We start from the raw sequence: 24,441 nt of genomic DNA on the forward strand, positions 1-24,441 counted from the left end.
CCTGTGCGTGTTGCCCCGTCGGGTCAGGTGGCGGGCAGAATCTTGCCTGGGTTCATGATGTTGTCCGGATCAATGGCCCGCTTGATCGCGACCATCATGTCGACGGCGCCGCCCAGTTCCTTGACCAGATAGGGTTTCTTGCCCTGCCCGATGCCATGCTCGCCGGTACATGTGCCACCGAGGGAAATCGCGAGGTCATTCAGCCAGCCGACAAATTCGTCCGCCTTGGCGACCTCGTCCGGGTTGTCCATGTCGACCAGCGGCAGGGTGTGGAAATTGCCATCACCTACGTGGCCAACGATCGGCGCGATAAAGCCCAGCGCGTTCAGGCGTTCCTGAGCGGCGGTCACGCATTCCGCAAGACGCGAGATCGGCACGCAGACGTCCGTCGAGAAGCCCTTGGCCCCCGGCCGCAGGGCTGTGGAGGCCCAATAGGCATCGTGGCGGGCCTGCCAGAGCTTGTTGCGCTCTTCGGCATTGGCGGTCCATTCAAAGCCGGTGCCGCCGAATTCCTCGGCGATACCGCCAAACAGCTCAGCCTGTTCCGCGACGCTGGTTTCGGAGCCGTGGAATTCCAGCAAAAGCAGGATCGATTCCGGCAGGGTCAGCTTGGAATAGGCGTTCACAGCCTTGACCGTCAGGGCGTCGAGCAGCTCGATCCGGGCCACTGGAATGCCGTATTGAATGGTCATCATCACGGCCTGACAGGCGGCATCCATGCTGTCAAAGGACACCCGCGCCGAAGACATCGCCTCGGGGATGCCCTGAAGTTTCAGGGTGATCTCGGTAATCAGGCCCAGCGTGCCCTCGGAGCCGACCATCAGGCGGGTGAGGTCATACCCGGCGCTTGATTTCTTGGCGCGGCTGGCGGTGCGGATGATCTCGCCCTGAGGGGTGACCACCTCGAGGCTGAGGACGTTGTCCTTCATGGTGCCGTAGCGCACGGCGTTGGTGCCACTGGCGCGGGTCGCCGCCATACCGCCAAGCGAGGCATTGGCGCCGGGGTCGATGGGAAAGAACAGCCCCTGATCGCGCAGGTAGGTGTTGAGCTGTTCGCGGGTGACGCCGGGTTGGACAACGCAGTCGAGGTCCTGTGAATTGACGGCGAGGATCTGGTTCATCTCCATCAAATCGACGCAAATCCCACCGGCAGGGGCGTTCACATGCCCTTCGAGCGAGGTGCCGGTGCCAAAGCCGATGACCGGCACCTTGTGCGTGGCACAGGTTTTCACGATCTCGGCCACCTCGGCGGTGTTTTGCGGCATGATCACCGCATCAGGAGACTGGTTCTTAATCCAGGTGGTGGTATGGCCGTGCTGTTCGCGAATGGCGTCGCCGGTCAAGAGTTTCTCACCAAAACGCTGTTTCAAGAGGCCAACGACGGTGGCGATACCCTCTTCGTTACGCGGTAGATCACTGGCCTGAACCATTTGCTGCTCCCTCTAAGTTGCGGTTGATCGTTACAGAATTTTAATTAACAAATCAACTAAATTGCCTTATTCCCCCAGTGCCAACCCTTCGCGGCGCGGATCAGCGCCGCCCTGCAAACGATCTCCAAAAGAGATGGCATGCAGGCCCGAGTTGAGGCTGCGGGTTTTGACCTCGAAGCCAAAGGCCTGCATCTCGGCGGCCATGGCCTCGTCCTCCATATCATAGGTGCCAAACCGGTTGACGCGATGCGGCAATGAGACCGCCTGTTGCACGTCCATGCCCCAGTCGAGATGGGCGATAATGGCATTGGCGACATAAGGAATGATGCGGCTGCCGCCGGGAGAGCCGATGGCCAGCACCGGCGCGCCGTTGTCCAGCACGATTGTGGGCGCCATGGACGAGCGCGGGCGCTTGCCCGGTTCCACGCGATTGGCGACGGGCACACCGTCGCGGTGGCTGCGGAAGGAAAAGTCGGTGAGTTCATTGTTGAGCAGGAAACCCGCCGCCATGACCCGGCTGCCAAAGGCGTTTTCGATGGTGGTGGTCATCGACAGCACGTTGCCATGGGCGTCAGCGATGGTGATATGCGAGGTCGCGGGGCGCGCGAAATCCGCGTCATCCGCCCAGTTCAGCGCGTGGTCGAACTCTGGTGTGCCGGGGGTGACTTTGGGCAGCGCGGTGTCGCGGCGCAAAAGCTCGGATCGGTTGTTAAGATAGCTGCGTTCCAGCATGCCCTCGACAGGGACAGGCACGTAGTCGCTGTCAGCGACGTAGCGGCCCCGGTCTGCAAAAGCCAGCCGCGTGGCATCCCCGATCAGCCGCCAGGTGTGGGGGTCGTCGGGGCCAAGACCGGTCATATCAAAGGGCGAGAGCAGGCCGAGGATTTGCCCGACGGCCAGAGCCCCCGAGGACGGTGGCCCCATGCCGCAGACGTCATAGCCACGATAGTCGGCACAGACGGCGGGGCGCTCTTTCACGCGATAGAGCGCGAGGTCGATGGGGGCGAGCAGTCCGGGGCGGGCCGCGTTTTCAACGGCGTCGACAATCTGGCGCGCAATGTCGCCGGTGTAGAAAGGCGCGGCCCCTTCGGCTGCGAGGGTTCTGAGCGTGGCGCCATAGGCGGGGTTCTCATAGTGATCGCCAGCCTGAAGTGGCGCGCCGCCGGGCACAAACTGTTGCGCGGCTTGCGGGTCGATAGACAGACGTTCCGCGTCCCGCTGAACAGAGGCCGCCATGCGGGGCGAGACCGGGAAGCCCTCTTCGGCAAGGGTGATGGCCTCGGCAAACAGACCCGGCCAGTTGGCGCGGCCCCAGCTGCGGTGGGCCTCTTGCATGAGCATGGGCGTGCCGGGAACGCCAACCGAGAGCCCGCCGATCACGGCGTCAAAGAAGCCGAGCGGTTGGCCGTCTTCGCCCAGCAGCATTTGCGGGGTCGCGGCAAGAGGGGCGGTTTCGCGGCCATCGAGGGTGGTGACCTCGCCGCTTTTTGCGTCGTACCAGACCAGAAAGGCGCCGCCGCCCAGGCCTGAGCTTTGTGGTTCTACCAGCCCCAGCACCGCCTGCACCGCGACCATGGCATCAGCTGCGGTGCCACCCTCGGCCAGAACGCGGCCTCCTGCCTCGACCGCGAGCGGGTGCGCGGCGACCACCATCCAATCGTCAGCCGCGACAGGCTGGCCAGCGTCCTTGGCGGCTTGCGAGGCTGCGAGCGGCCCCGCAAGGGTGCTGCCGAGCGCGGTGGCCGTTTCGGGCGCGACGCTGTCGGCGGTTTCCTGTGCCAATGCCGGGGTCATGCCCAGCGCAAGGGTCAAGGCCAGTGCAAGTGTTCTCATGTCGGTCTCCCTGTTGCGTATGAGCCTAGCGCACGGGACAGCCACGGCAACGGGATTCTGCAGGCTTGGCATTTGGGGCGCGCTTTGTAAGCTGTCGCAAAAGGAGACTCTCATGACCGTGACAACGCGCCCCGTCGTGCCATCCGACAAGGCAGACTGGGAAACCCTGTGGGATCAATACCTTGCCTTTTATGAAACCGAACGGGATCAGGCAGTAAAAGACCTGAGCTGGGCCCGAATTCATGCCCCGGATGAGCCGATGTTTGCACATATCGCGCTGAACGCGCAGGGCCAGGCCGTGGGATTGGTGAATTTCCTGTATCACAGGAATTTCTGGCAAGCCGGGGACGTGTGCTATCTGAACGACCTGTTTGTCCTGCCCGAAACCCGTGGCACGGGCGCGGGGCGCAAGCTGATCGAGGCGGTGGTGCAGCAGGCGAAAACGGACGATGTCACCGAGGTGTATTGGCTGACGGCCAAGGACAATCTGCGCGCCAAGCGGCTATACGACTCGGTGGTCGAGCAGTTTCCGTTCGATGTCTACCTGATTGAGATGTGACGACAGAGCTGCCTGTCACGTCGGCCTGCACCATGCCCCGGGGCCTGCTTGGGCCAATGCTGTGTTTTGGCTTTTTGGGGCGCGTGCGGTATGATTGATCCTGAAGGGAGAGAGCTATGGTCGGCAATTCCATTGAAGAAGGGGTCATGCTTCAGGTCAAGAACCCGAGCCACAATGACCCGACACGTTTCGGGTTTCTGGCAGGTGCGGCTGTGTGTTTGGCAACGTTCATACTGCTGAACATCGGAGTGCCGGCGATGACCGTCTTTTGGCAGTCAATCGTCAGCATGGTCCTGGGGTTTGTTGCGGCGGCTTACGTCAGCAAACGGCTCGCGATCAGGCGCCGAAAGCAAAAAGAAGCGCTTCTTGCCGAGCAAAGAGACCTGCAGAACAAAGACACGGAACGGCGAATTCGGGACATGAATGCGCAAAGTGGTGGCGAGCCAGTGCCCGGATTGCCAGGTCAGTAGCCCGCTTTACAGCATCGACGGTACCACAAGATCCGGCGGGCGGTGACCATCGTCAAAGGTCTTGATGTTGATGATGACCTTTTCGCCCATCTCAAGCCGCCCTTCGACGGTGGCAGAGCCCATATGCGGCAGCAGCACGACGTTGCCGAGGCGGCGCAGGTCTGGATTGACCTCGGTCCCGCCTTCGTAGACGTCGAGCGCGGCGCCCGCGATATCGCCGGATTTCAGCATCCGCACCAGCGCGTTCTCGTCAATCACTTCGCCACGCGAAGTGTTCACGAGATAGGCGTCTTTCTTGAGCAGTTTCAGGCGGCGGGCGTTCATCAGGTGGAAGGTGCCCGGCGTATGCGGGCAATGCACGGTCAGCACGTCCATGCGCGCGACCATCTGGTCAAGGCTTTCCCAATAGGTGGCCTCGAGCGCCTCTTCGATGCCGGAATGCAGGCGGCGGCGGTTGTGGTAGTGGATCTGCATGCCAAAGGCGCGGGCGCGCTGCGCCACGGCCTGCCCGACGTGACCCATGCCGAGAATTCCCAGACGGCGGCCCCCCATGCGGCTGCCCAGCATGGCGTTCGGTGCCCAGCCGCTCCAGTCGCCCTTGGCCATCATGCGCAGGCCTTCGGGGATGCGGCGGGTCGCGCCGATGATCATGGCGATGGTCATGTCCGCCGTGTCGTCCGCCGACACACCGGGGGTGTTGGAGACCAGAACGCCGCGCTGGCGGGCGCTTTCGACGTCGATATGATCGACACCGGCACCGTAGTTTGCGATCAGCTTCAGCCGTCCACCGGCCTGGGTGATCATCGGGGCGTCGATGGTATCGGACAGGGTTGGCACCAGAACGTCGGCGGTTTTCATCGCCTCGACCAGCTCGTCCCGACTCATCGGCGTATCGTCATCGCGCAAAGACACATTGAACAATTCCGACAACCGAGTCTCAACCGCTTCGGGCAAGCGTCGCGTTACGACAACACTTAGACGTTCCTTTGGCATCCGGGCCTCCCAGTCCTTTGCAAATCACCGCGTCGGTGTCAGAGTGCCCCATACCAAGACGGGTCACAAGAACCCGCGGGACAAAGAAGAGCAGAAAACAGGCAAAAATGTCCAAACGGGTGTTCACACGTCTATTTTGCGCAGTGGGGTTGTGCCTTTTGGTCGCGGCCACTGCTGCCTTGGCAGAAGAGGTGCGCGGGCCGGTCACGAACCTGCCGATGCCGCGCTATGTGTCATTGAAGGCGAGCAAGGCCAATGTGCGGCGCGGCCCGTCGCTGACGCACAGGATTGACTGGGTGTTTACCCGGCGCAACATGCCGTTGCAGATCACAGCCGAGCATGGCCATTGGCGCCGCGTGCAGGATCTGGAAGGCGCAGGCGGCTGGGTGCATTATTCGCTGCTGTCCGGCGTGCGCACGGTGGTTATCGAACAGGACATGCTGGCCATCCGCATGAAGCCAGAGCCAAACGCGCAGGAAGTGGCGTTGTTGGAACTGGGCGTTGTTGCGCGGCTGGGCGAATGTGGCCCCGACTGGTGCCGCCTCACCTCAGGCGGCTACAAAGGCTGGGCGCACAAATCGGCGCTCTGGGGTGTAAAGGCCGAAGAGCTCAGGGATTAATCCGGCTGATGGATAGGTCTACCGGGGTGCCTCACCAAACTCTCACGCGTTGTCCCAGCGTCTCAGCATCCAGTACCATTGCTCGGGGTTTTCCAGAATCCGCGCGGACAGGCTGTCATTGAAGGCGCGGGTCATCGTGTGGCTGTCCGTATGGGGAATTGGGTCTTCGAATTCCACCCGAAACGCGTTGCCGTCATCAACGCGGATACCGTAGGCCGGGATCATCAAGAGGTCATATTTGAGCGCAAGCTGTGCGGCTGAGAGCGACGTCAGCGCGTCATGCCCGAGAAACGGCAAGCGCACGCCTTCGGCGTATTTCTCGTCCAGCAGGATCGAGATGATGCCGCCAGCCCGCAGGTGGCGCACAAGAGCCTTTGTGCCAACGCGGCCCGTCGCCAGAATGGGTTTTCCCCCGGCCTCGATCCCGGCCAGGATACGGCGTTGATAGTGGCGGTTCTTTTGCGGGCGATACACCGCGCCGCTTTCAAGCCCGTGCATCTTGATCACGGAGCGCACCGCTTCCCATTGTCCGAAATGGCCGGACACGATGATCGCCCCCTTGCCGGCTGCGTGGGCCGCTTTCAGCGCCGCAAGGCCGGGGCCAGAGGTTCGAAACTTGTGATGATGGGTCTGAAATTCGGCGAGGTGGTAAATTTCAAACAGTGTGCGCCCCATATGACGGCCCATGCTCTGGCCCAGTTTAGTGCGCGCGCCTGGCTTCATGTCGGGGAAGACACGGGTTGCCTGGGCCGCAAAGCGGCGTCTGGCCGGAGGGAACCAGCGCATCACCAAGCCCAATGTTGTCCCCAGCCCGCGAGAACGCCGGTCAAAGGCGCGCCACCGCCACAGGGTAAGCGCCGACCACAACGGGAAGTATCTGGCGTGATGCAGGACTGATTTTAGCGTGGCAGGGATCATGGCACCGTATGGACGTGTTTGCGGTCAATACCAACCGAAATCGCCCCGGCCACGGCACCACTGCACGCATTTGTCACCCCATGCGCGGTTTCAGGCCGAAATCAGGTATTTGCGACGAGGATAATACTATTGCGCCGCTTGTGCCGCGGCCTTCAGAGCGCGGATGTTTTCGCCATAAACTTCCGGAGTGTCGACAGAGCCGCCCTTGAACACGGCAGAGCCTGCCACAAAACAGTCCGCTCCAGCCTTAACCAGCGGGCCGATGGTGTTGGGGTCCACCCCGCCGTCGACCTGAATGTGAATCTCGCGATCCCCGATCATCTCGCGCACCTGACGCACCTTGTCGACGCTGGAGGGGATGAACTTTTGCCCGCCAAAGCCGGGGTTCACGCTCATCACCAGCACCATGTCGCAGAGCGGCAGCAGGTGCTCGATCACGTTGGCGGGTGTGCCGGGGTTGAGGCTGATCCCCGCCTTGGCACCGGTGGCCTTGATCGCTTGCAGGGTGCGGTGCGGATGCGGGCCTGCCTCGACATGGGCGACGATCATGTCAGCGCCTGCATCGGCATAGGCCTGGATATAGGGGTCGACCGGCGCAATCATCAGGTGCACGTCCATGAAGGTTTTGACATGCGGGCGAAAAGCTTTGATCGCGGGCGGTCCAAAGGTGAGGTTGGGCACGAAATGGCCGTCCATCACGTCAACATGCACCCAGTCGGCGCCTTGCGCTTCGATGGCCTGAATTTCCTGGCCGAAATTGGCAAAATCCGCAGAGAGGATCGAGGGGGCGATCTTGATGGAACGGTCAAAGCTCATGAGACGGGCCTTTCGTAAGCGCGTGATTCGGATCTTGGGCGGAACATGAGTGGCACGGCGCAAAAGTGCAATCACTGCGTTTCATGGCCTGGTGCCGGGAAATACTGGCCGTAGGCCGGATGCGCGTGCTACGCAGGACAGACATTACAATTGACCGATGAGCCACATATGCGCGCCCTGCCCCTGCTGATGTCCTGCCTAGCCTCGCCCCTGATCGCCGAGTGCCCGACACGTGCCGACATGGAAGGCGGCGTCATGCTGCGCAACGCTGGCGGTGAAACCGAAACCTTTAAGACCGGCCCCAACGGGTTCGTACGCGGCATTTACGATGACGGACAGGGCTATGGCGCGCACTATCTGCTGATGGGTGGGGTCTATGTGGTCGAGGTGTTTGACACGGAAGACGGCGAGGTCGTTCAGGGGACGCGCTCTACCTTTGCCTATCCGGTGAAGCCATCAGAGGTCGGGCCGCCAACGCCGGGCGGGCGCTGGGACGTCAAGACGCTGGTCAATGATCAGGGAGATATTCACCCCGGCAAAGAGAGCCACATTTATGGCCCCAACACCGAGATCACCATCGGCACCTGCAGCTATGACATGATCCCGATCCTCTCGATCTATCATACGCTGGACGGGTATGAAGAGCGGCTGAATTACCTGCCCGAATTCGGCTTTGCCTATCTTGTCGAGATGAAGGACCCCGGAGAGGCGCCCTTTACCTATGATTTTGTTGCCATCGAAGCTGCCGGCAAGCTCTGAGCCCAAGCCTTGCGCCAAGTGCAAGGCGGGCATACGCAATTGTCGCTGGTGGCTTGCAGCGGCATGGCACACATAGGTCCCAAGGGAGGACACATGTCCTGAATTTGAGGCTTCTTATGGCACATACTGCACATCACACTGGTTTCGGCGCCTCCGTCCTGCACGTCCTGGCGGCTCCCTTCGTGGCTCTGGGCCGCGGCATGGTCGCTCTGGGTGAGGCCAGCTCGCGCCAAAAGCGCGTCACTTATCTGAACTCGTTGACTGACAATGAACTGGCAGAGATGGGTTTGCGGCGCGAAGACATCGTTCTGTACGTTTTCCGCGACTGTGCGGGCTACTGAACGGTCCCGATCGACCCTGACGGTGGGCGGCTTAGGCCGCCCTCTTGCATTTCGGGGGGCATGAGAGCGCACTTCAAAGGCGGGCGCTTTTGCGTTATGAGCGCGCAACCTTTCGGATAGGCCCGCCATGATCGAGATCGACAACGTCACGCTACGCTATGGAGACCGCACGGTTCTGAGCGACATTTCCCTGTCGCTGGGTGAGGCGCGTATCGCCATCATCGGGGCGAACGGGTCTGGCAAATCCTCGTTTGCGCGATTGCTGAACGGCCTGGTTCTGCCATCCGAGGGCACGGTGCGCGTGGATGGGATGAGCACCAAGTCCGATGGCAAGGATGTGCGCCGCAAGGTTGGGTTTGTGTTTCAGAACCCTGACAACCAGATCGTTTTTCCCGTGGTGGAAGAGGACCTGGCCTTTGGCATGAAGAACCTTGGGTTCTCCAAAGAGGACATCGCCCGCAAGACCACGGAAATCCTCGCCCGGTACGACATGAGCGATCTGCGCGAGCACCCTGCCCACCTGTTGTCAGGGGGGCAGAAACAATTGCTGGCAATCTCCGGCGTGCTGGTGATGGAGCCTGCCTATGTCGTACTGGATGAACCGACAACGCTGCTGGATCTGCGCAACAAGCGCAGGGTCACCCGCGCGATTGACGCGTTGGAGCAGACCGTGATCCTGGCCAGTCACGATCTGGAGCTGTTGCAGGAATTTGACCGGGTCATCGTGTTTGACGAGGGGCGCATTGTTGCTGATGACACACCGGACAAGGCGATCCCCTTCTACGTCGAGCGGATGAGCTGATGCTGGACCTTTACGCACCCGGCACGTCGATCCTGCACCGGATGTCACCGGGGCCGAAGATGCTGGCGCTGATGGTGGGGGCAACGGCGCTGTTTCTCAATCAGAGCCTGGTTGTCACGCTGGCCGCGCTGATTGTGGTGCTGGGTCTTTACCGTTTGGCACAGCTGACAATGAAACAGGCCTGGCAACAGCTGCGCCCCCTGTTGTGGATCTTTGTCCTGTTCTTTGCCCTGCAGTGGTGGTTTTCCGGGGTGACTCTGGCGGCTTATGTGGTGCTGCGGCTGGCGGCGCTGATCCTGCTGGCAAGCCTGGTGACGCTGACAACGCGGTCCAGCGACATGATCGACACCATGACCTGGGCCTTGGGGGTCCTGCGACCGCTGGGCGTCAATCCCGCAAAGATCGGGCTGGCGATTTCATTGGCCCTGCGGTTCATCCCGGTGCTGGCACAGATCACGCAGGACGTGCGCGAGGCGCAAAAAGCGCGCGGGCTGGAACGCTCGGTGATTGCCGTCGCCATGCCAGTGGCGATCCGCACCCTCAAGATGGCGGATGATATTTCGGATGCCATCGACTCTCGAGGATATCGTCCCTAAAAGACGCCGCAACGTGGCAGCTGCCCTTGCCGTGATCCTGTCGGCTTTTTACCAGCCGCGCCAAGCAAACACGCGCAACACAGGCAAGAGGAACACTGAAATGGACACCAAGAGCATCGTCTATATCGCTCTTTTCGCGGCTTTGACCGCAGCGCTTGGCCTGATGCCGCCGGTCAGCTTTGCCGGACTGGCCCTGCCGCCCATTACAGCGCAATCGCTGGGGGTCATGCTGGCGGGCGCGGTCGCTGGCGCACGTCGGGGTGGATTGGCGTTGTTGCTGTTCGTCGTGCTGGTGGCGGTTGGTCTTCCGTTGCTTGCGGGCGGGCGCGGTGGCTTTGGCGTGCTGGCGGGCACCTCGGGCGGGTTCATTCTGGCGTGGCCGCTCTGTGCCGCACTGATCGGGTATCTTGTGTCCAAGGCCCCCGGCGCGGGCTTTGCAATGACGGCGGTTTCCATCGCGCTTGGAGGCATTGTGCTGATGTATGCCATCGGCATTCCGTGGATGGCCTTTGTCGGCAAACTGGGCCTGGCAAAATCGCTGACCATCATGGTGGCCTATGTGCCGGGCGATCTGGTAAAGGTGGTGCTGGCCACGATCATTGTCCGGGGCTTGCGCCGGGCCTATCCAAACCTCTGAAGGAGGGCGCTTGCCCTTACGCAACGCCATAGACATGCATGCCCGCCAACGCCCCGATGCGCTGGCGGTCAACATGTCTGGTGCACGGCTGACTTATGGCGCGTTGCACGACCGGATCGCCCGACTGCACGGCGCGCTGTCGGCTTTGCCGGGCCGCCCCCGTGAAACCCTGAGGTTGCCGGAACAGGGCCGCCTGTTCGCGCTGTCCGTTGGCAACCACGCGGCGGCAGCCACGCTTTTGGCGACAGCAATGAGCACGCCGCATGCGGTTGAGCTGCTTGATCCCAACTGGCCCGACAGCTTGTTGCAACAAACTCTGGTCAAACTGACGCCGGATGCGGTGTTTTGCCTGTCGCGCCAAACGGCCCTGATCGAGGCCGCGACCCGTCTGGGCGTTCCTGTGATCCGTGTGGACACGGATGATTTTGAGGGGTTTCTGGCAGCGCCTGCCCCACTGCCGTGGAGTGCGCCAGAGGATATTTTTCTTGTCGGTTTCACCTCGGGTACAACCTCGCGCCCCAAGGCCTTTGCCCGAGCGCGCCATTCCTGGCGGGCGTCGCTGGATGCGAGCCGCGAGGCCTTTGCCCTGACAGACCGCAGCCACACCTTTGCCCCTGGCCCCCTGGCGCATGGCATCACCATGTATGCGCTGGCCGAAACGCTGGAGTTGGGCGCGGGTTTTCATGGCATCGCGCGGTTCGATCTGCCGGGTGCCCATCGCGCCATGGCCGAGGCACGCCGCATCGTGGCGGTGCCAACCCTGCTGGGGGCGTTGAGCCATGGGGCACCGCAGGACCAGATCGCCGAGATCACCACGGCGGGCGCCAAACTGGATCCGACGCTGCTGGCGCGCGCGAAAGAGGTTTTTCCACGGGCGCGCATCCATGAATACTATGGCGCGTCAGAGCTGGGGTTTGTCAGCCTCAACACCCATGGTCGCGACAGCTCATCAGCGCCGGCCCATAGTGTCGGACGCCCTTTTCCGCATGTCGAACTGTCCATTCGCAAAGACGGCCACGAGGTGCCGCAAGGCAGCGCCGGAACAATCTTTGTGCGCGGTGATCTGGCGATTGATGGCTATCTCTGGGGCGGTCGCAACAGCGGGTTTCGTCGCGAAGGCCCCTGGGCGACAGTTGGCGATATCGGGCGGCTGAACACCGATGGCAGCCTGTCGATCCTTGGACGCGAGGGCGGCATGGTGATCACCTCGGGGCACAATGTCTATCCGCAGGAAGTTGAGACCGCACTGGCCGCATTGCCGGGCGTCAAAGGCGCGATTGTGCTGGGGCGGGTGCATCCGTCGCGTGGGCAGGAGATTGTCGCCATCGTCGAGGGCGACATCGAGGCCGACGAAATTCGCGCGCGGCTGGCGCTCAGCCTGCCACGGTACAAACTGCCGCGGCAGATTTTCAGGACCGGCGACTGGCCGCTGACCAGCAGCGGCAAGATCGCCCGCGCCACGCTGCAGGAATGGCTGGATCAGGAGGATGCGCGCCTTGACCGCCTTACCGCCTGAGCGCCAGCCCGTCATCATCGCCGCCCGCCGCAGCGCCATCGGACGCGCAGGCGGCATGTTTCGGGACGTTGAGGTAGAGGACCTGGCGGCGCCGGTACTGCGGGCGGTGGTCGAAGACGCGCGCGTCGCAGCGGATGAGATCGACGATGTCATTCTTGGCAATGCCGCTGGCCCCGGCGGCAATGTCGCGAGACTGGCCGCACTTCACGCATGGGGCAATGTCGCCATTCCCGGCGTCACCACGGACCGCCAATGCGGCGCGGGGCTGGAAGCCGTCATTCACGCCTGCCGCCTGATCCAGGCAGGTGCGGGTGAGGTCTATGTGGCGGGCGGTGTCGAAAGCCACAGCCGCACACCCAGTCGGACTTTGCCGGGAGGCGCGCCGTATGACCGGGCACGCTTTGCACCGGACGACATCGGTGATCCGGAGATGGGCATGGCCGCGGAGAACGTGGCGCAGCACTACACTGTCTCACGCGCGCGGCAGGACGCCTTTGCCCTGCAATCCCACGCACGTGCGACAGCCGCGCAAGCTGAGGGCAGCTTTTCGACAGAAATTGTCCCCATCAACGGCCATACCCGGGACGAATGCCCCCGCGCTGATCTGACAGCAGAGCGACTTGCCCGCCTGCGTCCGGCCTTTGCCAAGGGCGGTACGGTGACCGTCGCCAACAGCTGCCCGTTGAACGACGGGGCATCGGCGGTGGTGGTGACCTCGGCCGCGCGCGCGCACGTTCTCGGCCATAAGCGTGTGCTCGGGTTTGAGGATGCCGCGAGCGCGGGCGTTGATCCCAATCTTTTGGGTATTGGCCCGGTCGCCTCTACCCAAAAACTGCTGCAACGCCGTCCGGACCTGTCGCTGGATCAGCTCACCCATCTTGAATTCAACGAAGCCTTTGCCGCGCAGGTTCTGGCGAGCCTGGATCAGCTTGGCCTGCCCGCTGATCTGCCCAACCGACAGGGTGGTGCCATCGCCCTTGGCCATCCCTTCGGCGCGTCGGGCGCGATCCTTGTCACGCGGCTCTTTTCCCAGCTGGCGCGCACCCCGGCCCCGGAAAACGCCCTTGCCATGGCGATGATCGGTATCGGCGGCGGACAGGGGCTCACGGCAGCTTTCAGACCCATCGCTCTCTAGACTTCATCTTGCCCAAAATACTCCGGGGTGAATTGGCACCGGACTTGTTCCGGGGCCAAGAGGGGCAGCGCCCCTGAAACGCGAAACGGGGCCGCCAATGCGACCCCGTTTCAAATTCAGTTTCAATAGCTTACTCGTCGTCTTCTTCCAGCACACGCACGGCACCAGTAGACGCGTTAGACACATGCGCCGCGTAGACCTTGAGCGCCTTGGACACGGCGCGCGGGCGTCCCATCGCCTTCCAGACCTTCTTGTCGGCCTGCGGGTGGTTGGCGCGGCGTTCCGCCAACACCTCGTCGCTCACATCCAGATGGATGGAACGCTGAGGCACCGAGATCTTGATCTTGTCGCCATCTTCCACCAAGCCGATCACACCCTTTTCGGCGGCTTCCGGCGAGGCGTGGCCGATCGACAGACCCGCGGTGCCGCCCGAGAACCGGCCATCGGTCAACAGCGCGCAGGTGGTGTCGAGCTTTTTCGACTTCAGATAGGCGGTCGGGTAGAGCATTTCCTGCATGCCTGGACCGCCCTTGGGACCTTCGTAACGGATCACGACGACGGAATAGGGTTTCACCTCGCCCTGCAGGATGCCGTGCATGGCGTCTTCCATGGATTCAAAGACCTTGGCCGTGCCTTCGAACTCATACATCTCTTTGATGACGCCTGCGGTTTTCAGGATGCAGCCCTGCTCGGCAATGTTGCCGAACAGCACGCAAAGCCCGCCCTCTTCCGAGTAGGCGTTTTCAAAGTCGCGTACGCAACCGTCTTCGATGTCCAGATCCAGTTCGGTGTACATGCGCGACTGGCTGAAGGCTTGCGTGGTGCGCACACCACCGGGGGCGGCGATGAACAGATCACGCGCTTCGTTGCCTGCGGTTTCGCGGCGCACGTCCCATTTGTCGATGAACTCCCCAACGGTTTTTTCATGCACCGTAGCGCACTCGCGGTGGATTTTGCCTTCGCGGTCCAGCTCACCCAGGATGCGGGCAATGCCGCCTGCGCGGTGCACGTCTTCCATGTGGTATTTGGGCGTCGAGGGCGCGACCTTGCACAGGTGCGGGATCTGGCGGCTCATGCGGTCCATGTCGGCCATGGTGAAATCCACTTCGCCTTCGTGCGCGATGGCCAGAAGGTGCAGCACGGTGTTGGTCGAGCCACCCATGGCAATATCCAGCGCCATGGCGTTTTCAAAGGCCTTGAAGTTGGCAATGCCGCGCGGCAGGGCGGTTTCATCCCCGTCCCTGTACCAGCGTTCGCAAAGCTCGATGATCTTGTGACCGGCTTCTTCGAACAGGCCGCGGCGTTTGGAGTGGGTCGCCAGCAACGAGCCGTTGCCCGGCAGCGCGAGGCCCAGCGCCTCGGCCAGACAGTTCATCGAGTTGGCGGTGAACATGCCCGAGCACGACCCGCAGGTCGGGCAGGCCGAGCGTTCCAGCTTGTCGACTTCTTCCATCGAGCGGTCTTCGTCGGTCGCGCCGACGATGGCGGTGACGAGGTCGGCCTTGTGTTCGCCATCCTGCAGAATGACCTTGCCCGCTTCCATCGGACCACCCGAGACAAACACCGCGGGGATGTTCAGACGCATGGCGGCCATCAGCATGCCCGGCGTGATCTTGTCACAGTTCGAGATGCAGACCAGCGCGTCGGCACAGTGGGCGTTGGCCATGTATTCGACGCTGTCGGCGATGACTTCGCGTGAGGGCAGCGAATAGAGCATGCCGTCGTGACCCATGGCGATGCCATCATCCACGGCGATTGTGTTCATTTCCTTGGCAACACCACCGGCCTTTTCGATCTCGCGCGCGACCAGTTGGCCCATGTCTTTCAGGTGCACGTGGCCCGGCACAAACTCGGTGAACGAGTTCACCACAGCCACAATCGGTTTGCCAAAATCCTCGGTTTTCATGCCGGTCGCACGCCACAGCGCGCGGGCGGCGGCCATGCGGCGGCCAAAGGTGGACGTCTTGGAACGAAGATCAGGCATTGCGGGTCTCCTTGAGAATGGCTGTCCGGATGTCGGGTCTGGCACTGACGGGTGCCATCGTAACGGGTGATTTGCAAGGCAATATGGGGGAAATATTGCGCGGGCCAAGGGTAATTCAACCAAAACTGTCGTTGTAGCTCGGACGGCGAGTTCTTAATGTCCGCAAGAGCCAGCTTGAGGACGACGCCATAACACCCCCTGCCCCCACGATCCCACGTCGGGTTTTCCAGACCTGGAAGACCAAGGATGTCGCGCAAATGGCGCGTCCAATGCGGCGTTGGATCAGGTCTTGGGTCGACAAAAACCCCGAGTGGCGTGTTGAGCTGCACGATGATGGCGATTGCCTGAGCTTCATCAAAACCGTGTGGCCGAACCATCTGGAAACCTACCTGGGTTTGAACCCGGTCGAGCGGTCGGATTTCTGGCGCTATCTCGTGGTGCTGCATCACGGTGGGCTTTACACCGACGCCGACACCATTTGCCGCAAGCCACTTTCGCAATGGATGCAGCCAACGGACACAGCCGTGATCGGGATCGACGGCGATTATCTCGACAAGCTGCGCGACTGGCAGCCCGAGGGTCACGTGCAATCCGGTGGCGCCTATAACCTGTCGCTGTGGTGGCACGACAATATCGTGGCCTTTTCCAACTGGACCTTTGCCTTTGCGCCCGGCCACCCGATCCTGGCCGAGACCGTGCGACGGATCGAGATCAACGTGAAAGACCCTTTCTTCATCGACCAACGCCCGGATTGGACGATCAAGAAAACCGGCCCCGGTGTGTTTACGGATGTGATCTATGACTGGCTGGAAGACCGCGGTCACAGCGCGCCGGACCTAGTGCGCGAGTTGCGTAAGACGCGCTCGGTCGTGATTGACGGCGTGCGGTTTGTGGATCGCCCGGCGTTTCACAAGCGGGAAGTGCTGCATTTCGGTATGGGCAGCTGGAAGCCGATGTCCATCGTCGTGGCCTGGCGCAAACTTAGTCGGCACTGGCATTAAGCCAGGTCACACAGCCGGGCTTGTGCACTTGGAATTGAGCGCAGATGCGGGCTGAAGGGGTGCCTCCGGGGCCTTTTTTCCCTGCACTTGGCAAGTCCTGAAAACCTCCTGCCGCGCTGCATTTGGCCGCATCTTCTGGTATTGAATCATGGAACAATGCAGCGCCATAGTGATCCCGCATACCCACCGAGGAGCCGCCCGTGATCCGCAAACTGATTGTTCCCATTGCCTTGAGTCTGTTGGTTCTGGGCTTTTGGGCAGAGCCGGATTTGCAAGAGATCGCGGCGGGCGTCGCAATCTTTTTGTTTGGCATGATGATGCTCGAAGATGGGTTCAAGCTGTTCTCGGGCGGGTTGCTGGAAAAGATCCTGGCCAAGGCCACGGCCTCGATACCCCGGGCGCTGGGGTTCGGCATGTTGACCACGACGCTGATGCAATCGTCATCGCTGGTCACCCTGGTGACGATCTCGTTTCTCAGCGCCGGGTTGATCACGCTGACCGCCGGTGTCGCGATCATTTTTGGCGCCAATATCGGCACCACGACCGGCGCGTGGCTGGTGGCGGGATTTGGTCTGAAGGTCGACATCGCGGCCTATGCGATGCCGATGCTGGCCTTTGCTGTGGTCTTGGTCTTTCAGTCGTCAAAGTACATGCGCGGGGTTGGTTTGGTGCTGGCGGGCATGGGGTTCCTGTTTCTTGGCATTCACTACATGAAAGAAGGGTTCGAAGGCTTTCAGGAACAGTTCGACCTGAACCGCTTTGCCCTGCCGGGGCTCTTGGGGTTGATCATCTACACGCTGATCGGTGCCGTCATGACCGTGGTCATGCAATCCAGCCACGCCACGATGGTCATCATCATCACCGCGCTGGCGACGGGCCAGATCAGTTATGAAAATGCACTGGCGCTGGCGATTGGGTCTAACATTGGCACCACTGTCACCGCGATGATCGGAGCGCTGACGGCGAACTATCAGGGGCGACGGCTGGCGCTGGCCCATCTGATCTTCAACCTGGCCACGGCGGTGGTGGCGCTGGTGTTGATCGTGCCTCTGGTTCAGGCGGTGGACACCCTCAGCGCGGCGGTGGGTATTGCGCAAGAGGACTATGCGCTAAAGCTTGCCGTGTTCCACACGATCTTTAACCTGCTGGGCGTGGGGATGATGTTGCCTGTCCTGTCAAGACTGATCCGTTTCCTGGAACATCGCATTGCCGCGCCGCGTTCGGACACGGCCTCGCCCATCTATCTGACCGATGCCACCGACGACTTTCCGGAAGTCGCCGAAGAGGCCATGCGCAAGGAACTGGGCCACCTGATGCAAAACGCGGAAACCCTGATTGCCAAGGGTTTGAATTTGGATCTCGCGGCGCTCAAGACCGCTCCGGACATTGCCGCCGTCGTTGAGGCCAGCCAGAGCCCGGTGGGGCTCGACTATGATCTGGCCTATGACCAACAGATCAAGCCCCTGCATGCGGCCATTGTCGAGTTCGCCTCTCGCGTTGGGCTGGGCGACAAAGGTGCGCCGGAAGCGATCCTGCAGCGCATCCATGATATGCGCGACGGCGCCGGTCGGGTGGTACGCGCGGTCAAGGCCGTCAAACACCTGCGCGGCAATGCCACGCGCTACACGGCACGCGATCAGGGCGCGACGACCGTGCTCTACAATGCCATTCGCGCCGAAATCGCCCGCATGCTGGTCGAAATGGACAAGGTCCGCAACGAAGAGCCTGACCGGCGCAGCGCGCTCTGGCTGGATGAGGAACGGGTTCAGGCCAAGCGGGCCTACAAGGATACAATTCATGTCACAGAGGCGTTAATCAGGGATGGTAGCCTGTCGGCAGCCGAGGCGACCTCGCTTATCAACGATTCGCAATATGGCTATGAGGCGATCAAGGACATGATCGAGGCCTGCAAGCGGCTGCATACGGAAACTGAAACCGGCGTGGACGAAGTCGAGCGCATCCTGTCACTGGACGAAGACGAGACCGAAGAAATGGCCATGGCAACGCGGCGGGGAGATGACTGAGATGGGTTTGGGCAAGAGCATCGGCAAACTGGACGACTATTACGAGCGTCTTGCACAGAACAAAGCGGGCAAGATCGAGCCCGACCACGTCGACAAGGTGCTTGGCAAGCTGCGGGTGAAAGAAGACGCGCTGAAGACCGAGATTGCCGAGACGCTCAAGGTTTCAAAGAAAGAGCGGCTCGAAGCCAAATTGGACGTGGTGCAAAAACAGATCCAGCGGGGCGAGTGGCTGCGTGAGCAGATCGAGGCGGATCGCGCAGAGACGTGATTTTGACTGGTGCCACCCGTCAGGTGCACGGTCGAACGGGATGGCGGGTGGATGTGACGTTCCAGATTGTCAGTGTGCAATTCAATCAGACCGGGCGCGATGAAATCCCCACCTCAATCTATCGCGCCCTTGGGCACCGATGAGCCACTTGCGATGTCGGCAATCTTGCCCCCCGCAGACCCAGGCATCCGGTCAGCACTTCGTCGGGCGCAACCAGCTGGGCATTGGCGAAGATTGTCTCTTGTGTCATGTCTCTGTCGCATCGATTTGAGTGAGCCAGGGAAAACCAAAAGGGGCTGCCAGTGCAATTTAACAGATATGCCGTCTACTACACCCCCCCGCAGGGTCCTTTGGCCGCATTCGGCGCCTCCTGGCTGGGCTGGGATCTTGCGACAGGCAAGGCTGTTGCACACCCCGAGGTGTCCGGTCTTGGCTTCGATGTGTCAGAGTTGACCGCGTCACCGCGAAACTATGGGTTTCACGGCACGCTCAAGCCGCCCTTTCGGCTGGCCTCCGGCACGGATGCAACCGCTTTGGAAACAGCCTGCGCAAACTTGGCCGCCAGCCTTGTGCCAGTGACCCTCGACGGGCTTGAACTCAGCCGATTGGGGCGGTTTGTGGCGCTCACCGTCAAGGGGGATCAGACGCCGCTGACGCAGATGGCCGGGGCCGTCGTTGCCGGTCTGGACTCGTTTCGCGCCCCGGCGAGCGCGGCGGAAATTGCACGCCGTCGCCGAGCCAACCTGAGCGATCGGCAAGAGGCGCTCTTGATGACGTGGGGCTACCCCTATGTCATGGAGGCATTCCGGTTTCACATCACGCTGACCGGGCGGGTGGCGCAGGCGCAGGTTGCGCCCTTGATGGACCGGCTGAAGCCTCAGTTCGAACCACTTCTGCCCAGACCCTTCCGCATCGAGGAACTGACCCTGGTGGGAGAGGACGAGGACGGCAGATTCCACGAGGTGCGCCGGTTTCGACTGGGGGCCTGACGCTGCGTGCTTGTCGCGCGGCACGGAATTTGTGACACAGACCCTCCTGGCCGCAATTGAAGTGCCCCGATCGCGAACCGCTTTCAGAAAAAGACCCCGGTGCGGGAAACCATTTCCCGCACATTGACCGAGGACATTTCCGCAGGGCACTACCAGCAGGCGGACAAACTGCCAACCGAGGCCGAGCTGTCCAAACGATTTGAGGTCAACCGCCACACCATTCGCAGTGCTCTGCGCGATCTTGCCGAGAACGGGCTGATCTATGCCCGGCGTGGATCGGGCGTTTTTTTAGCGCAAACCCAGGCCGACTATCCGCTTGGCCGCCGGGTGCGGTTTCACGACACCCTAGAAAAGGCCAGGCGGATTGGTAGGAAGCCAAGACGCTGGATGCGGCTGGCGGGTGAGGTCAGAGCCAGATCGGGTTTGACCAGGCTTTGCGGCCCTTGTCGTCCACTACTGTCACGCGCAGCCAACCGCCGCCGCGGAACCGCTCAACCGGCAGTTCCGCTGACGTCAGACGCTCGGCATGTACTGCGCGCGTGGCGCTTCCATGTCCCTGCACGATGATGGCCACCGCATCCGAACAATGCACGACAAGCTTCGCTCCGCGCAGCTCGATGTGATGCAGGTCGGGACCCTGGCTAGAGTAATAGGCGCCGGACTTGAGCGCGGCCAACAGGGCGTCGGGCGTGTTGTCTTTGGCTTTCACACGCACCCAACCACCAAAATGATCCTCCAGTTTGAAATGCGCGTCATCCGAGGCCGTCAGGGTGATCTGACGCCCCTCTGACAGCATGAGGTCAGCCAAGTGGAAGCCATCGCCACGTTGGCTCGAAACTTCGCATTCGTAGTTATAGGCCTCAACCGCATGGGCCGCATCCATGCTGAGTGCATCGTCCAGCGTCAAACCCGACCACTGCGGATGTGCAATGACCACAAAGGCCCCGGCATCCCGTGCCCGGCGCGCAATATCCGGCCCACTTTCCTGACCCGGATGGGCGCGGAAGTCCGGGGCATCGGGTCGCGCAAAATCCTGCGGCAGGCCGACCGCGAGAATGTGCCAGAGGTCTCCGTTTTGCATCGCTCCACTGTGGAGTTCAGCCCCGATGAGCGTTGTGAACGCCTTGGTTCGAAAACCCGACGTATCGGTGATCGGATAGTCGAACTGACCGGTAAAATGGTCTGACAGACATAAGAAATCATAGCCTTCTGCGCGATACCGGTGACACACCTCTTCCGGGTCAAGCACGCCATCAGAGTGGGTGGAATGACAATGCAGATTGCCGCGCCAAAACTGACCGGGAGCTGAAAATGCGAGGGGAATCATGATGTGCTCCAAAGGCTTGCGGACATCGAAATAGTCGTTGCGAAATATCTTGGGGGCAATTGTAGCCAATTGCGCGCGGCGCTCCACTTGTTTGTGAAGACGATGCGCGCGCTGTGCCGCAAAAAAGAAACCCGGATGTGGGTACATCCGGGCTTCGGGAATTCTTGGTGGCGGTACAGGGACTTGAACCCCGGACACGCGGATTATGATTCCGCTGCTCTAACCAACTGAGCTATACCGCCATGGTGGGTCGCGATTTAGGGGAGTCGCGGCGTGGGGTCAAGATGGAATCAACGAATTTTTGACCCGCCCCAAGATTTCGCCCCGATCCCTCAGCACTTAACTCGGACCAGTGGGTGGATGACGCGTTAGAGCCGCCCGCAACCAACCCATGGCGCGCGACGGCTGTGCTTCGCTGCGATAGACCATCGCCATGGGCAGAGGCGCCCCCATATCAAAGCCCAGAACCTCGAACCGGCTGCGAAACGCCTGGCTTTTGACATAGGCCTCGGTCACGGTTCCCACCGCGTCCGACCGTTCGATGATGCCCGAGGCCATGGGGAAATTCTCGATCACGTGCAAACCACGGTTCGGGTCGCTATCCAGAAATGTCAGGATCTGGCGAATGGGCGTCACATGCGGACCCGAGAGATCCGGCGTGATGATCGGGTAAGCCGCCACATCAGCCGCCGTCAGCTTGCGCCCAGACAGCGGATGTCCTTTGCGTGCGAACAGGTGGGCATGCAGCGGCGGCAAGGCTTCGCTGACAAATCCGGACTGCGACGTGCCCGGCCCTGCCGGCGTGATCAGCGTATCAAGATCACCCTGACGCAACAGCTGCATTCCGGCCTCGAACGGGGCACCGCGCAACTGCACACGCACCTCTGCGTGGCTGAGGACCAGATCGCGAATGGCGCGGTTCATCAACCCCTCAAGGCTTGGAGGCGAAATGCCGATCCGCAGGACACGATCCCGGCTGTCGCGCCCCATCCTGGCATCCTCGACCAACTGATCCATGTCCGACAGGATGCGCGCAGCGCGATCGACAAATCCCCGCCCGGCGACCGTCGCCACAACCCCACGCGCACGCCGGTCGAACAGGGCGAACCCCAGGTCGGCCTCGACATCCGCGACAGCCTTGGTCACCGCCGATTGGGTCACATGCATGACCTTGGCCGCAGCTGAAATCGACCCCACCCGGTCTACCGCGACCACATATTTGAGTTTGCTCAGATTCAAGGCATTCCCCAAATGAATATCTATAGACGTTTTTGAATTTGAATTATGCCACACGTCAACCCCATACTCGTGGAAATCACAGGATTCGGGAGAGCTTCCATGACCAGGGGAACTGCTGTTGTTGCCGGTGTCGGCATGATCAAATTCGCCAAACCCGGCGCGTCGGACAGTTATGACGAAATGGGCGCTGCCGCGATCCGAGGGGCCTTGGCCGATGCGGGGCTTAGCTATGATGACGTGGAACAGGCCTATGCCGGGTACGTCTATGGCGACAGCACCTGCGGGCAAAAGGCGCTCTATCACGTTGGCATGACCGGCATCCCGGTGGTCAATGTGAACAACAACTGTTCGACCGGGTCGACAGCGCTGTTCCTGGCGCGTCAGGCCATTGAACACGGTGTTGCCGACTGTGTGCTGGCTGTGGGCTTTGAGCAGATGCAACCGGGGGCTCTGGGCAGCCACTGGACCGACCGCCCTACCCCTTTTGACGATTTTGACGCGGAAACGGACGCGCTTGTCGGCAATTCCCAAGTGCCGCTGGCGCTGCGCTATTTTGGCGGTGCGGGCAAAAGCCACATGGAAAAGCACGGCACCGAGTTGAATGACTTTGCCAAGATCCGTGCCAAGGCTTCGCGCCACGCGGTGAACAACCCTCTGGCGCTGTTCAACACCGAAGTCAGCGAGGAACAGGTGATGGAAGCCCCCATGATGTGGGAGGGTGTGATGACCCGCCTGATGGCCTGCCCGCCGACCTGTGGCGGCGCCGCGGCGATCCTGTGTTCCGAGGCTTTCGCACAAAAGCACAACATCCCGACCACCGTGACGATCAAGGCGCAGGCGATGACCACCGACTTCGCCTCGACCTTTGAGGCACACGACATGATGCAGGTCGTCGGCTATGACATGACCGCCGCTGCGGCCAGACAGGTGCAGGAACAGTCCGGCATCGACATTGCGGACGTCGACGTCGTTGAGTTGCACGACTGCTTTGCCCATAACGAACTCATCACCTACGAAGGCCTTGGCCTCTGCCCCGAGGGTGGCGCGCAAAAGTTCATCGCAGACGGCGACAACACCTATGGCGGCAAGTTCGTGACCAACCCCTCGGGCGGATTGCTTAGCAAGGGCCACCCGCTTGGCGCAACCGGCCTTGCGCAATGTTACGAGCTGACCCACCAACTGCGCGGCACCGCCGAGCGGCGTCAGGTCGACGGCGCAAAAACAGCGCTGCAGCATAACCTTGGCCTTGGCGGCGCCTGCGTCGTCACCCTGTATCAGGCGGCCTGAGATGGGATTGTTTGATCGCTCCAGCGCAGGCTATGTAGCTGCACCTGTCGAGGTCACCGTGGAACGAGGTGCGCTTGCGTTCTTTGCGGAAACCATTGGCGAAACCAACCCGATCCATTTCGACGTCGACGCCGCGCGTGCGGCCGGACACCCGGACGTGATGGCCCCCGCCACCTATCCGGTGGTGCTGGACATGGCGGCCTCCAAGGAAAGTGCGCGCAAAGGGCAAAAGGATCTGCTTGGCCTGATCGCGGCTGACATGCGCTATCTTTTGCACGGGACTGAGAACTACGCCTACCACGGCCCGATCTATGCCGGTGACACCGTGGAAATCATCAGCCGCGTCAAAGGCTTTTCCGATGCCAAGGGCGGTGCGCTGGAAATTGCACACCTCGAAATGGAGGTCCGCCACGCCCAGCGCGGCACGCTGGCGATTGCCAGCCGTGACCTGATCCACCGCCTGCCGAAGGAGGCGCAGTCATGAGCGTAACACCGCAAACCGCTGAAGAAGGCGACCGCCTGCCCACCGTCACCTTTGGCCCCATCACCCGAACTACGCTGGCGCTTTATGCCGGGGCTTCGGGGGATCATAATCCGATCCACATCGACCTCGACTTTGCCAAGCGCGCAGGACTTCAGGATGTGTTTGCCCACGGCATGTTGTCCATGGCGCAACTGGGCCGGGTCGCGACCGACTGGGCGGGAATCGACCGCCTGCGCGGCCTTTCCAGCCGCTTCACGGCGATCACCCCCGTCGGCGCCACCGTGACATGCGAAGGCCGCATCGCCGAACGCTTTGAACAGGACGGCGCACCGATGCTGCGCGTCGCCCTCACCGCCACCATCGACGACGGCACACAGACCCTGCGCGGCGAAGCGCTGGTTTCTGCTGCCTGA

The 24,441-nt window shown here is 61.6% G+C and carries 25 protein-coding genes, 1 tRNA gene and 1 pseudogene; 18 read left to right on the top strand and 9 right to left on the bottom strand.

The window, feature by feature from the left end:
• Positions 1-23 precede the first annotated feature (23 nt).
• Positions 24-1,430: an FAD-binding oxidoreductase gene (locus EK369_RS12265; protein ID WP_127114554.1), complete on the bottom strand. Its 1,407-nt coding sequence runs from the start codon at positions 1,428-1,430 to the stop codon at positions 24-26.
• 66 nt (positions 1,431-1,496) lie between these two features.
• Complete coding sequence (gene ggt, locus EK369_RS12270) at positions 1,497-3,263, bottom strand: gamma-glutamyltransferase (protein WP_127114555.1); 1,767 nt, start codon at positions 3,261-3,263, stop codon at positions 1,497-1,499.
• A gap of 112 nt (positions 3,264-3,375) precedes the next feature.
• On the opposite strand from ggt, the gene EK369_RS12275 reads away from it, so the two are divergent.
• Together EK369_RS12275 and EK369_RS12280 are read left to right on the top strand one after the other, a co-directional pair.
• A complete protein-coding gene (locus tag EK369_RS12275; protein ID WP_164726983.1) occupies positions 3,376-3,822 on the top strand; it encodes a GNAT family N-acetyltransferase in 447 nt (148 codons plus the stop codon).
• A gap of 116 nt (positions 3,823-3,938) precedes the next feature.
• Positions 3,939-4,292 carry a hypothetical protein gene (locus tag EK369_RS12280; protein WP_127114557.1) on the top strand — a complete coding sequence of 118 codons (354 nt, stop codon included), beginning with the start codon at positions 3,939-3,941 and terminating at the stop codon, positions 4,290-4,292.
• 6 nt (positions 4,293-4,298) lie between these two features.
• Here EK369_RS12280 and EK369_RS12285 read toward each other — a convergent pair whose 3' ends face one another.
• Positions 4,299-5,285, bottom strand: coding sequence for a 2-hydroxyacid dehydrogenase (locus tag EK369_RS12285; protein WP_127114558.1), 987 nt, complete (start codon positions 5,283-5,285; stop codon positions 4,299-4,301).
• Positions 5,286-5,392: 107 nt separating this feature from the next.
• On the opposite strand from EK369_RS12285, the gene EK369_RS12290 reads away from it, so the two are divergent.
• A complete protein-coding gene (locus EK369_RS12290; RefSeq protein WP_127114559.1) occupies positions 5,393-5,905 on the top strand; it encodes an SH3 domain-containing protein in 513 nt (170 codons plus the stop codon).
• Between the two features lie 42 nt (positions 5,906-5,947).
• Here the strand turns inward: EK369_RS12290 and EK369_RS12295 are convergent, their stop codons facing one another.
• Both EK369_RS12295 and rpe read right to left on the bottom strand, forming a co-directional pair.
• Positions 5,948-6,823, bottom strand: a complete 876-nt coding sequence (locus EK369_RS12295; protein ID WP_127114560.1) for a lysophospholipid acyltransferase family protein — start codon at positions 6,821-6,823, stop codon at positions 5,948-5,950.
• A gap of 126 nt (positions 6,824-6,949) precedes the next feature.
• The gene (rpe, locus tag EK369_RS12300; RefSeq protein WP_127114561.1) at positions 6,950-7,639 is read right to left on the bottom strand and encodes a ribulose-phosphate 3-epimerase; all 690 of its coding nucleotides are present in this window, start codon (positions 7,637-7,639) and stop codon (positions 6,950-6,952) included.
• 168 nt (positions 7,640-7,807) lie between these two features.
• Here rpe and EK369_RS12305 point away from each other — a divergent pair, with 168 nt between their 5' ends.
• From EK369_RS12305 to EK369_RS12335, 7 genes are all read left to right on the top strand, one after another.
• Entirely contained in the window at positions 7,808-8,398 is a 591-nt protein-coding gene (locus EK369_RS12305; RefSeq protein WP_164726984.1) for a hypothetical protein, read from the top strand.
• Positions 8,399-8,514: 116 nt separating this feature from the next.
• Positions 8,515-8,739, top strand: a complete 225-nt coding sequence (locus tag EK369_RS12310) for a DUF1127 domain-containing protein (protein ID WP_127114563.1) — start codon at positions 8,515-8,517, stop codon at positions 8,737-8,739.
• A 127-nt stretch (positions 8,740-8,866) separates the two neighbouring features.
• On the top strand, positions 8,867-9,541 hold the full coding sequence (locus EK369_RS12315) for an energy-coupling factor ABC transporter ATP-binding protein (RefSeq protein WP_127114564.1): 675 nt from the start codon (positions 8,867-8,869) through the stop codon (positions 9,539-9,541).
• Complete coding sequence (locus EK369_RS12320) at positions 9,541-10,137, top strand: energy-coupling factor transporter transmembrane component T family protein (protein ID WP_127114565.1); 597 nt, start codon at positions 9,541-9,543, stop codon at positions 10,135-10,137. The genes EK369_RS12315 and EK369_RS12320 overlap by 1 nt, the downstream gene beginning before the upstream one ends.
• 100 nt (positions 10,138-10,237) lie before the next feature.
• Entirely contained in the window at positions 10,238-10,774 is a 537-nt protein-coding gene (locus EK369_RS12325; protein ID WP_127114566.1) for a biotin transporter BioY, read from the top strand.
• A gap of 10 nt (positions 10,775-10,784) precedes the next feature.
• Positions 10,785-12,290, top strand: coding sequence for an AMP-binding protein (locus EK369_RS12330; protein WP_127114567.1), 1,506 nt, complete (start codon positions 10,785-10,787; stop codon positions 12,288-12,290).
• Positions 12,271-13,425 (top strand): thiolase family protein, encoded by a 1,155-nt coding sequence (locus tag EK369_RS12335; RefSeq protein ID WP_206198084.1) that lies wholly within the window; start codon positions 12,271-12,273, stop codon positions 13,423-13,425. The genes EK369_RS12330 and EK369_RS12335 overlap by 20 nt, the downstream gene beginning before the upstream one ends.
• Before the next feature lie 130 nt (positions 13,426-13,555).
• Here the strand turns inward: EK369_RS12335 and ilvD are convergent, their stop codons facing one another.
• A complete protein-coding gene (gene ilvD, locus EK369_RS12340; protein WP_127114569.1) occupies positions 13,556-15,409 on the bottom strand; it encodes a dihydroxy-acid dehydratase in 1,854 nt (617 codons plus the stop codon).
• Positions 15,410-15,678: 269 nt separating this feature from the next.
• Between ilvD and EK369_RS12345 the strand changes: the two genes are divergently transcribed.
• The 5 genes and pseudogenes from EK369_RS12345 to EK369_RS22155 all read left to right on the top strand — a co-directional run.
• Positions 15,679-16,410 (top strand): glycosyltransferase family 32 protein, encoded by a 732-nt coding sequence (locus EK369_RS12345; protein WP_164726985.1) that lies wholly within the window; start codon positions 15,679-15,681, stop codon positions 16,408-16,410.
• A gap of 200 nt (positions 16,411-16,610) precedes the next feature.
• Positions 16,611-18,434 carry a Na/Pi cotransporter family protein gene (locus EK369_RS12350; RefSeq protein WP_235871416.1) on the top strand — a complete coding sequence of 608 codons (1,824 nt, stop codon included), beginning with the start codon at positions 16,611-16,613 and terminating at the stop codon, positions 18,432-18,434.
• Positions 18,427-18,702, top strand: a complete 276-nt coding sequence (locus EK369_RS12355; RefSeq protein ID WP_127114571.1) for a hypothetical protein — start codon at positions 18,427-18,429, stop codon at positions 18,700-18,702. Before EK369_RS12350 ends, EK369_RS12355 begins: the two co-directional genes overlap by 8 nt.
• A 302-nt stretch (positions 18,703-19,004) precedes the next feature.
• Complete coding sequence (locus EK369_RS12360; RefSeq protein WP_127114572.1) at positions 19,005-19,691, top strand: DUF1045 domain-containing protein; 687 nt, start codon at positions 19,005-19,007, stop codon at positions 19,689-19,691.
• Positions 19,692-19,790: 99 nt separating this feature from the next.
• Positions 19,791-19,967 (top strand): annotated as a pseudogene (locus EK369_RS22155) (GntR family transcriptional regulator); the annotation flags it as partial.
• Between the two features lie 130 nt (positions 19,968-20,097).
• Here the strand turns inward: EK369_RS22155 and EK369_RS12370 are convergent.
• The 3 genes from EK369_RS12370 to EK369_RS12380 form a co-directional block, all read right to left on the bottom strand.
• Positions 20,098-21,018, bottom strand: coding sequence for a CehA/McbA family metallohydrolase (locus tag EK369_RS12370; RefSeq protein WP_127114573.1), 921 nt, complete (start codon positions 21,016-21,018; stop codon positions 20,098-20,100).
• A gap of 165 nt (positions 21,019-21,183) precedes the next feature.
• A tRNA-Met gene (locus EK369_RS12375) sits at positions 21,184-21,260 on the bottom strand.
• A 97-nt stretch (positions 21,261-21,357) separates the two neighbouring features.
• Positions 21,358-22,257, bottom strand: a complete 900-nt coding sequence (locus EK369_RS12380; RefSeq protein ID WP_164726987.1) for a LysR family transcriptional regulator — start codon at positions 22,255-22,257, stop codon at positions 21,358-21,360.
• A gap of 99 nt (positions 22,258-22,356) precedes the next feature.
• Here EK369_RS12380 and EK369_RS12385 point away from each other — a divergent pair, with 99 nt between their 5' ends.
• Genes EK369_RS12385 through EK369_RS12395 form a run of 3 tightly spaced genes read left to right on the top strand, consistent with a single transcriptional unit; the run spans position 22,357 to position 24,441 of the window.
• Complete coding sequence (locus EK369_RS12385; RefSeq protein WP_127114575.1) at positions 22,357-23,544, top strand: lipid-transfer protein; 1,188 nt, start codon at positions 22,357-22,359, stop codon at positions 23,542-23,544.
• A 1-nt stretch (position 23,545) separates the two neighbouring features.
• The gene (locus EK369_RS12390; protein ID WP_127114576.1) at positions 23,546-24,028 is read left to right on the top strand and encodes an FAS1-like dehydratase domain-containing protein; all 483 of its coding nucleotides are present in this window, start codon (positions 23,546-23,548) and stop codon (positions 24,026-24,028) included.
• The gene (locus EK369_RS12395; RefSeq protein ID WP_127114577.1) at positions 24,025-24,441 is read left to right on the top strand and encodes a MaoC family dehydratase; all 417 of its coding nucleotides are present in this window, start codon (positions 24,025-24,027) and stop codon (positions 24,439-24,441) included. The genes EK369_RS12390 and EK369_RS12395 overlap by 4 nt, the downstream gene beginning before the upstream one ends.

Origin of the sequence: Shimia sediminis (assembly GCF_003990645.1) — a bacterium.
GTDB classification, from domain to species: domain Bacteria; phylum Pseudomonadota; class Alphaproteobacteria; order Rhodobacterales; family Rhodobacteraceae; genus Shimia; species Shimia sediminis.

Excerpts from the sequence above, each read along its gene's own strand:
- EK369_RS12265 (WP_127114554.1), bottom strand. The coding sequence starts at position 1,430 with ATGGTTCAGGCCAGTGATCTACCGCGTAACGAAGAGGGTATCGCCACC.
- ggt (WP_127114555.1), bottom strand. The coding sequence starts at position 3,263 with ATGAGAACACTTGCACTGGCCTTGACCCTTGCGCTGGGCATGACCCCG.
- EK369_RS12275 (WP_164726983.1), top strand. The coding sequence starts at position 3,376 with ATGACCGTGACAACGCGCCCCGTCGTGCCATCCGACAAGGCAGACTGG.
- EK369_RS12280 (WP_127114557.1), top strand. The coding sequence starts at position 3,939 with ATGGTCGGCAATTCCATTGAAGAAGGGGTCATGCTTCAGGTCAAGAAC.
- EK369_RS12285 (WP_127114558.1), bottom strand. The coding sequence starts at position 5,285 with ATGCCAAAGGAACGTCTAAGTGTTGTCGTAACGCGACGCTTGCCCGAA.
- EK369_RS12290 (WP_127114559.1), top strand. The coding sequence starts at position 5,393 with ATGTCCAAACGGGTGTTCACACGTCTATTTTGCGCAGTGGGGTTGTGC.
- EK369_RS12295 (WP_127114560.1), bottom strand. The coding sequence starts at position 6,823 with ATGATCCCTGCCACGCTAAAATCAGTCCTGCATCACGCCAGATACTTC.
- rpe (WP_127114561.1), bottom strand. The coding sequence starts at position 7,639 with ATGAGCTTTGACCGTTCCATCAAGATCGCCCCCTCGATCCTCTCTGCG.
- EK369_RS12305 (WP_164726984.1), top strand. The coding sequence starts at position 7,808 with ATGCGCGCCCTGCCCCTGCTGATGTCCTGCCTAGCCTCGCCCCTGATC.
- EK369_RS12310 (WP_127114563.1), top strand. The coding sequence starts at position 8,515 with ATGGCACATACTGCACATCACACTGGTTTCGGCGCCTCCGTCCTGCAC.
- EK369_RS12315 (WP_127114564.1), top strand. The coding sequence starts at position 8,867 with ATGATCGAGATCGACAACGTCACGCTACGCTATGGAGACCGCACGGTT.
- EK369_RS12320 (WP_127114565.1), top strand. The coding sequence starts at position 9,541 with ATGCTGGACCTTTACGCACCCGGCACGTCGATCCTGCACCGGATGTCA.
- EK369_RS12325 (WP_127114566.1), top strand. The coding sequence starts at position 10,238 with ATGGACACCAAGAGCATCGTCTATATCGCTCTTTTCGCGGCTTTGACC.
- ilvD (WP_127114569.1), bottom strand. The coding sequence starts at position 15,409 with ATGCCTGATCTTCGTTCCAAGACGTCCACCTTTGGCCGCCGCATGGCC.
- EK369_RS12345 (WP_164726985.1), top strand. The coding sequence starts at position 15,679 with ATGCGGCGTTGGATCAGGTCTTGGGTCGACAAAAACCCCGAGTGGCGT.
- EK369_RS12355 (WP_127114571.1), top strand. The coding sequence starts at position 18,427 with ATGACTGAGATGGGTTTGGGCAAGAGCATCGGCAAACTGGACGACTAT.
- EK369_RS12370 (WP_127114573.1), bottom strand. The coding sequence starts at position 21,018 with ATGATTCCCCTCGCATTTTCAGCTCCCGGTCAGTTTTGGCGCGGCAAT.
- EK369_RS12385 (WP_127114575.1), top strand. The coding sequence starts at position 22,357 with ATGACCAGGGGAACTGCTGTTGTTGCCGGTGTCGGCATGATCAAATTC.
- EK369_RS12390 (WP_127114576.1), top strand. The coding sequence starts at position 23,546 with ATGGGATTGTTTGATCGCTCCAGCGCAGGCTATGTAGCTGCACCTGTC.
- EK369_RS12395 (WP_127114577.1), top strand. The coding sequence starts at position 24,025 with ATGAGCGTAACACCGCAAACCGCTGAAGAAGGCGACCGCCTGCCCACC.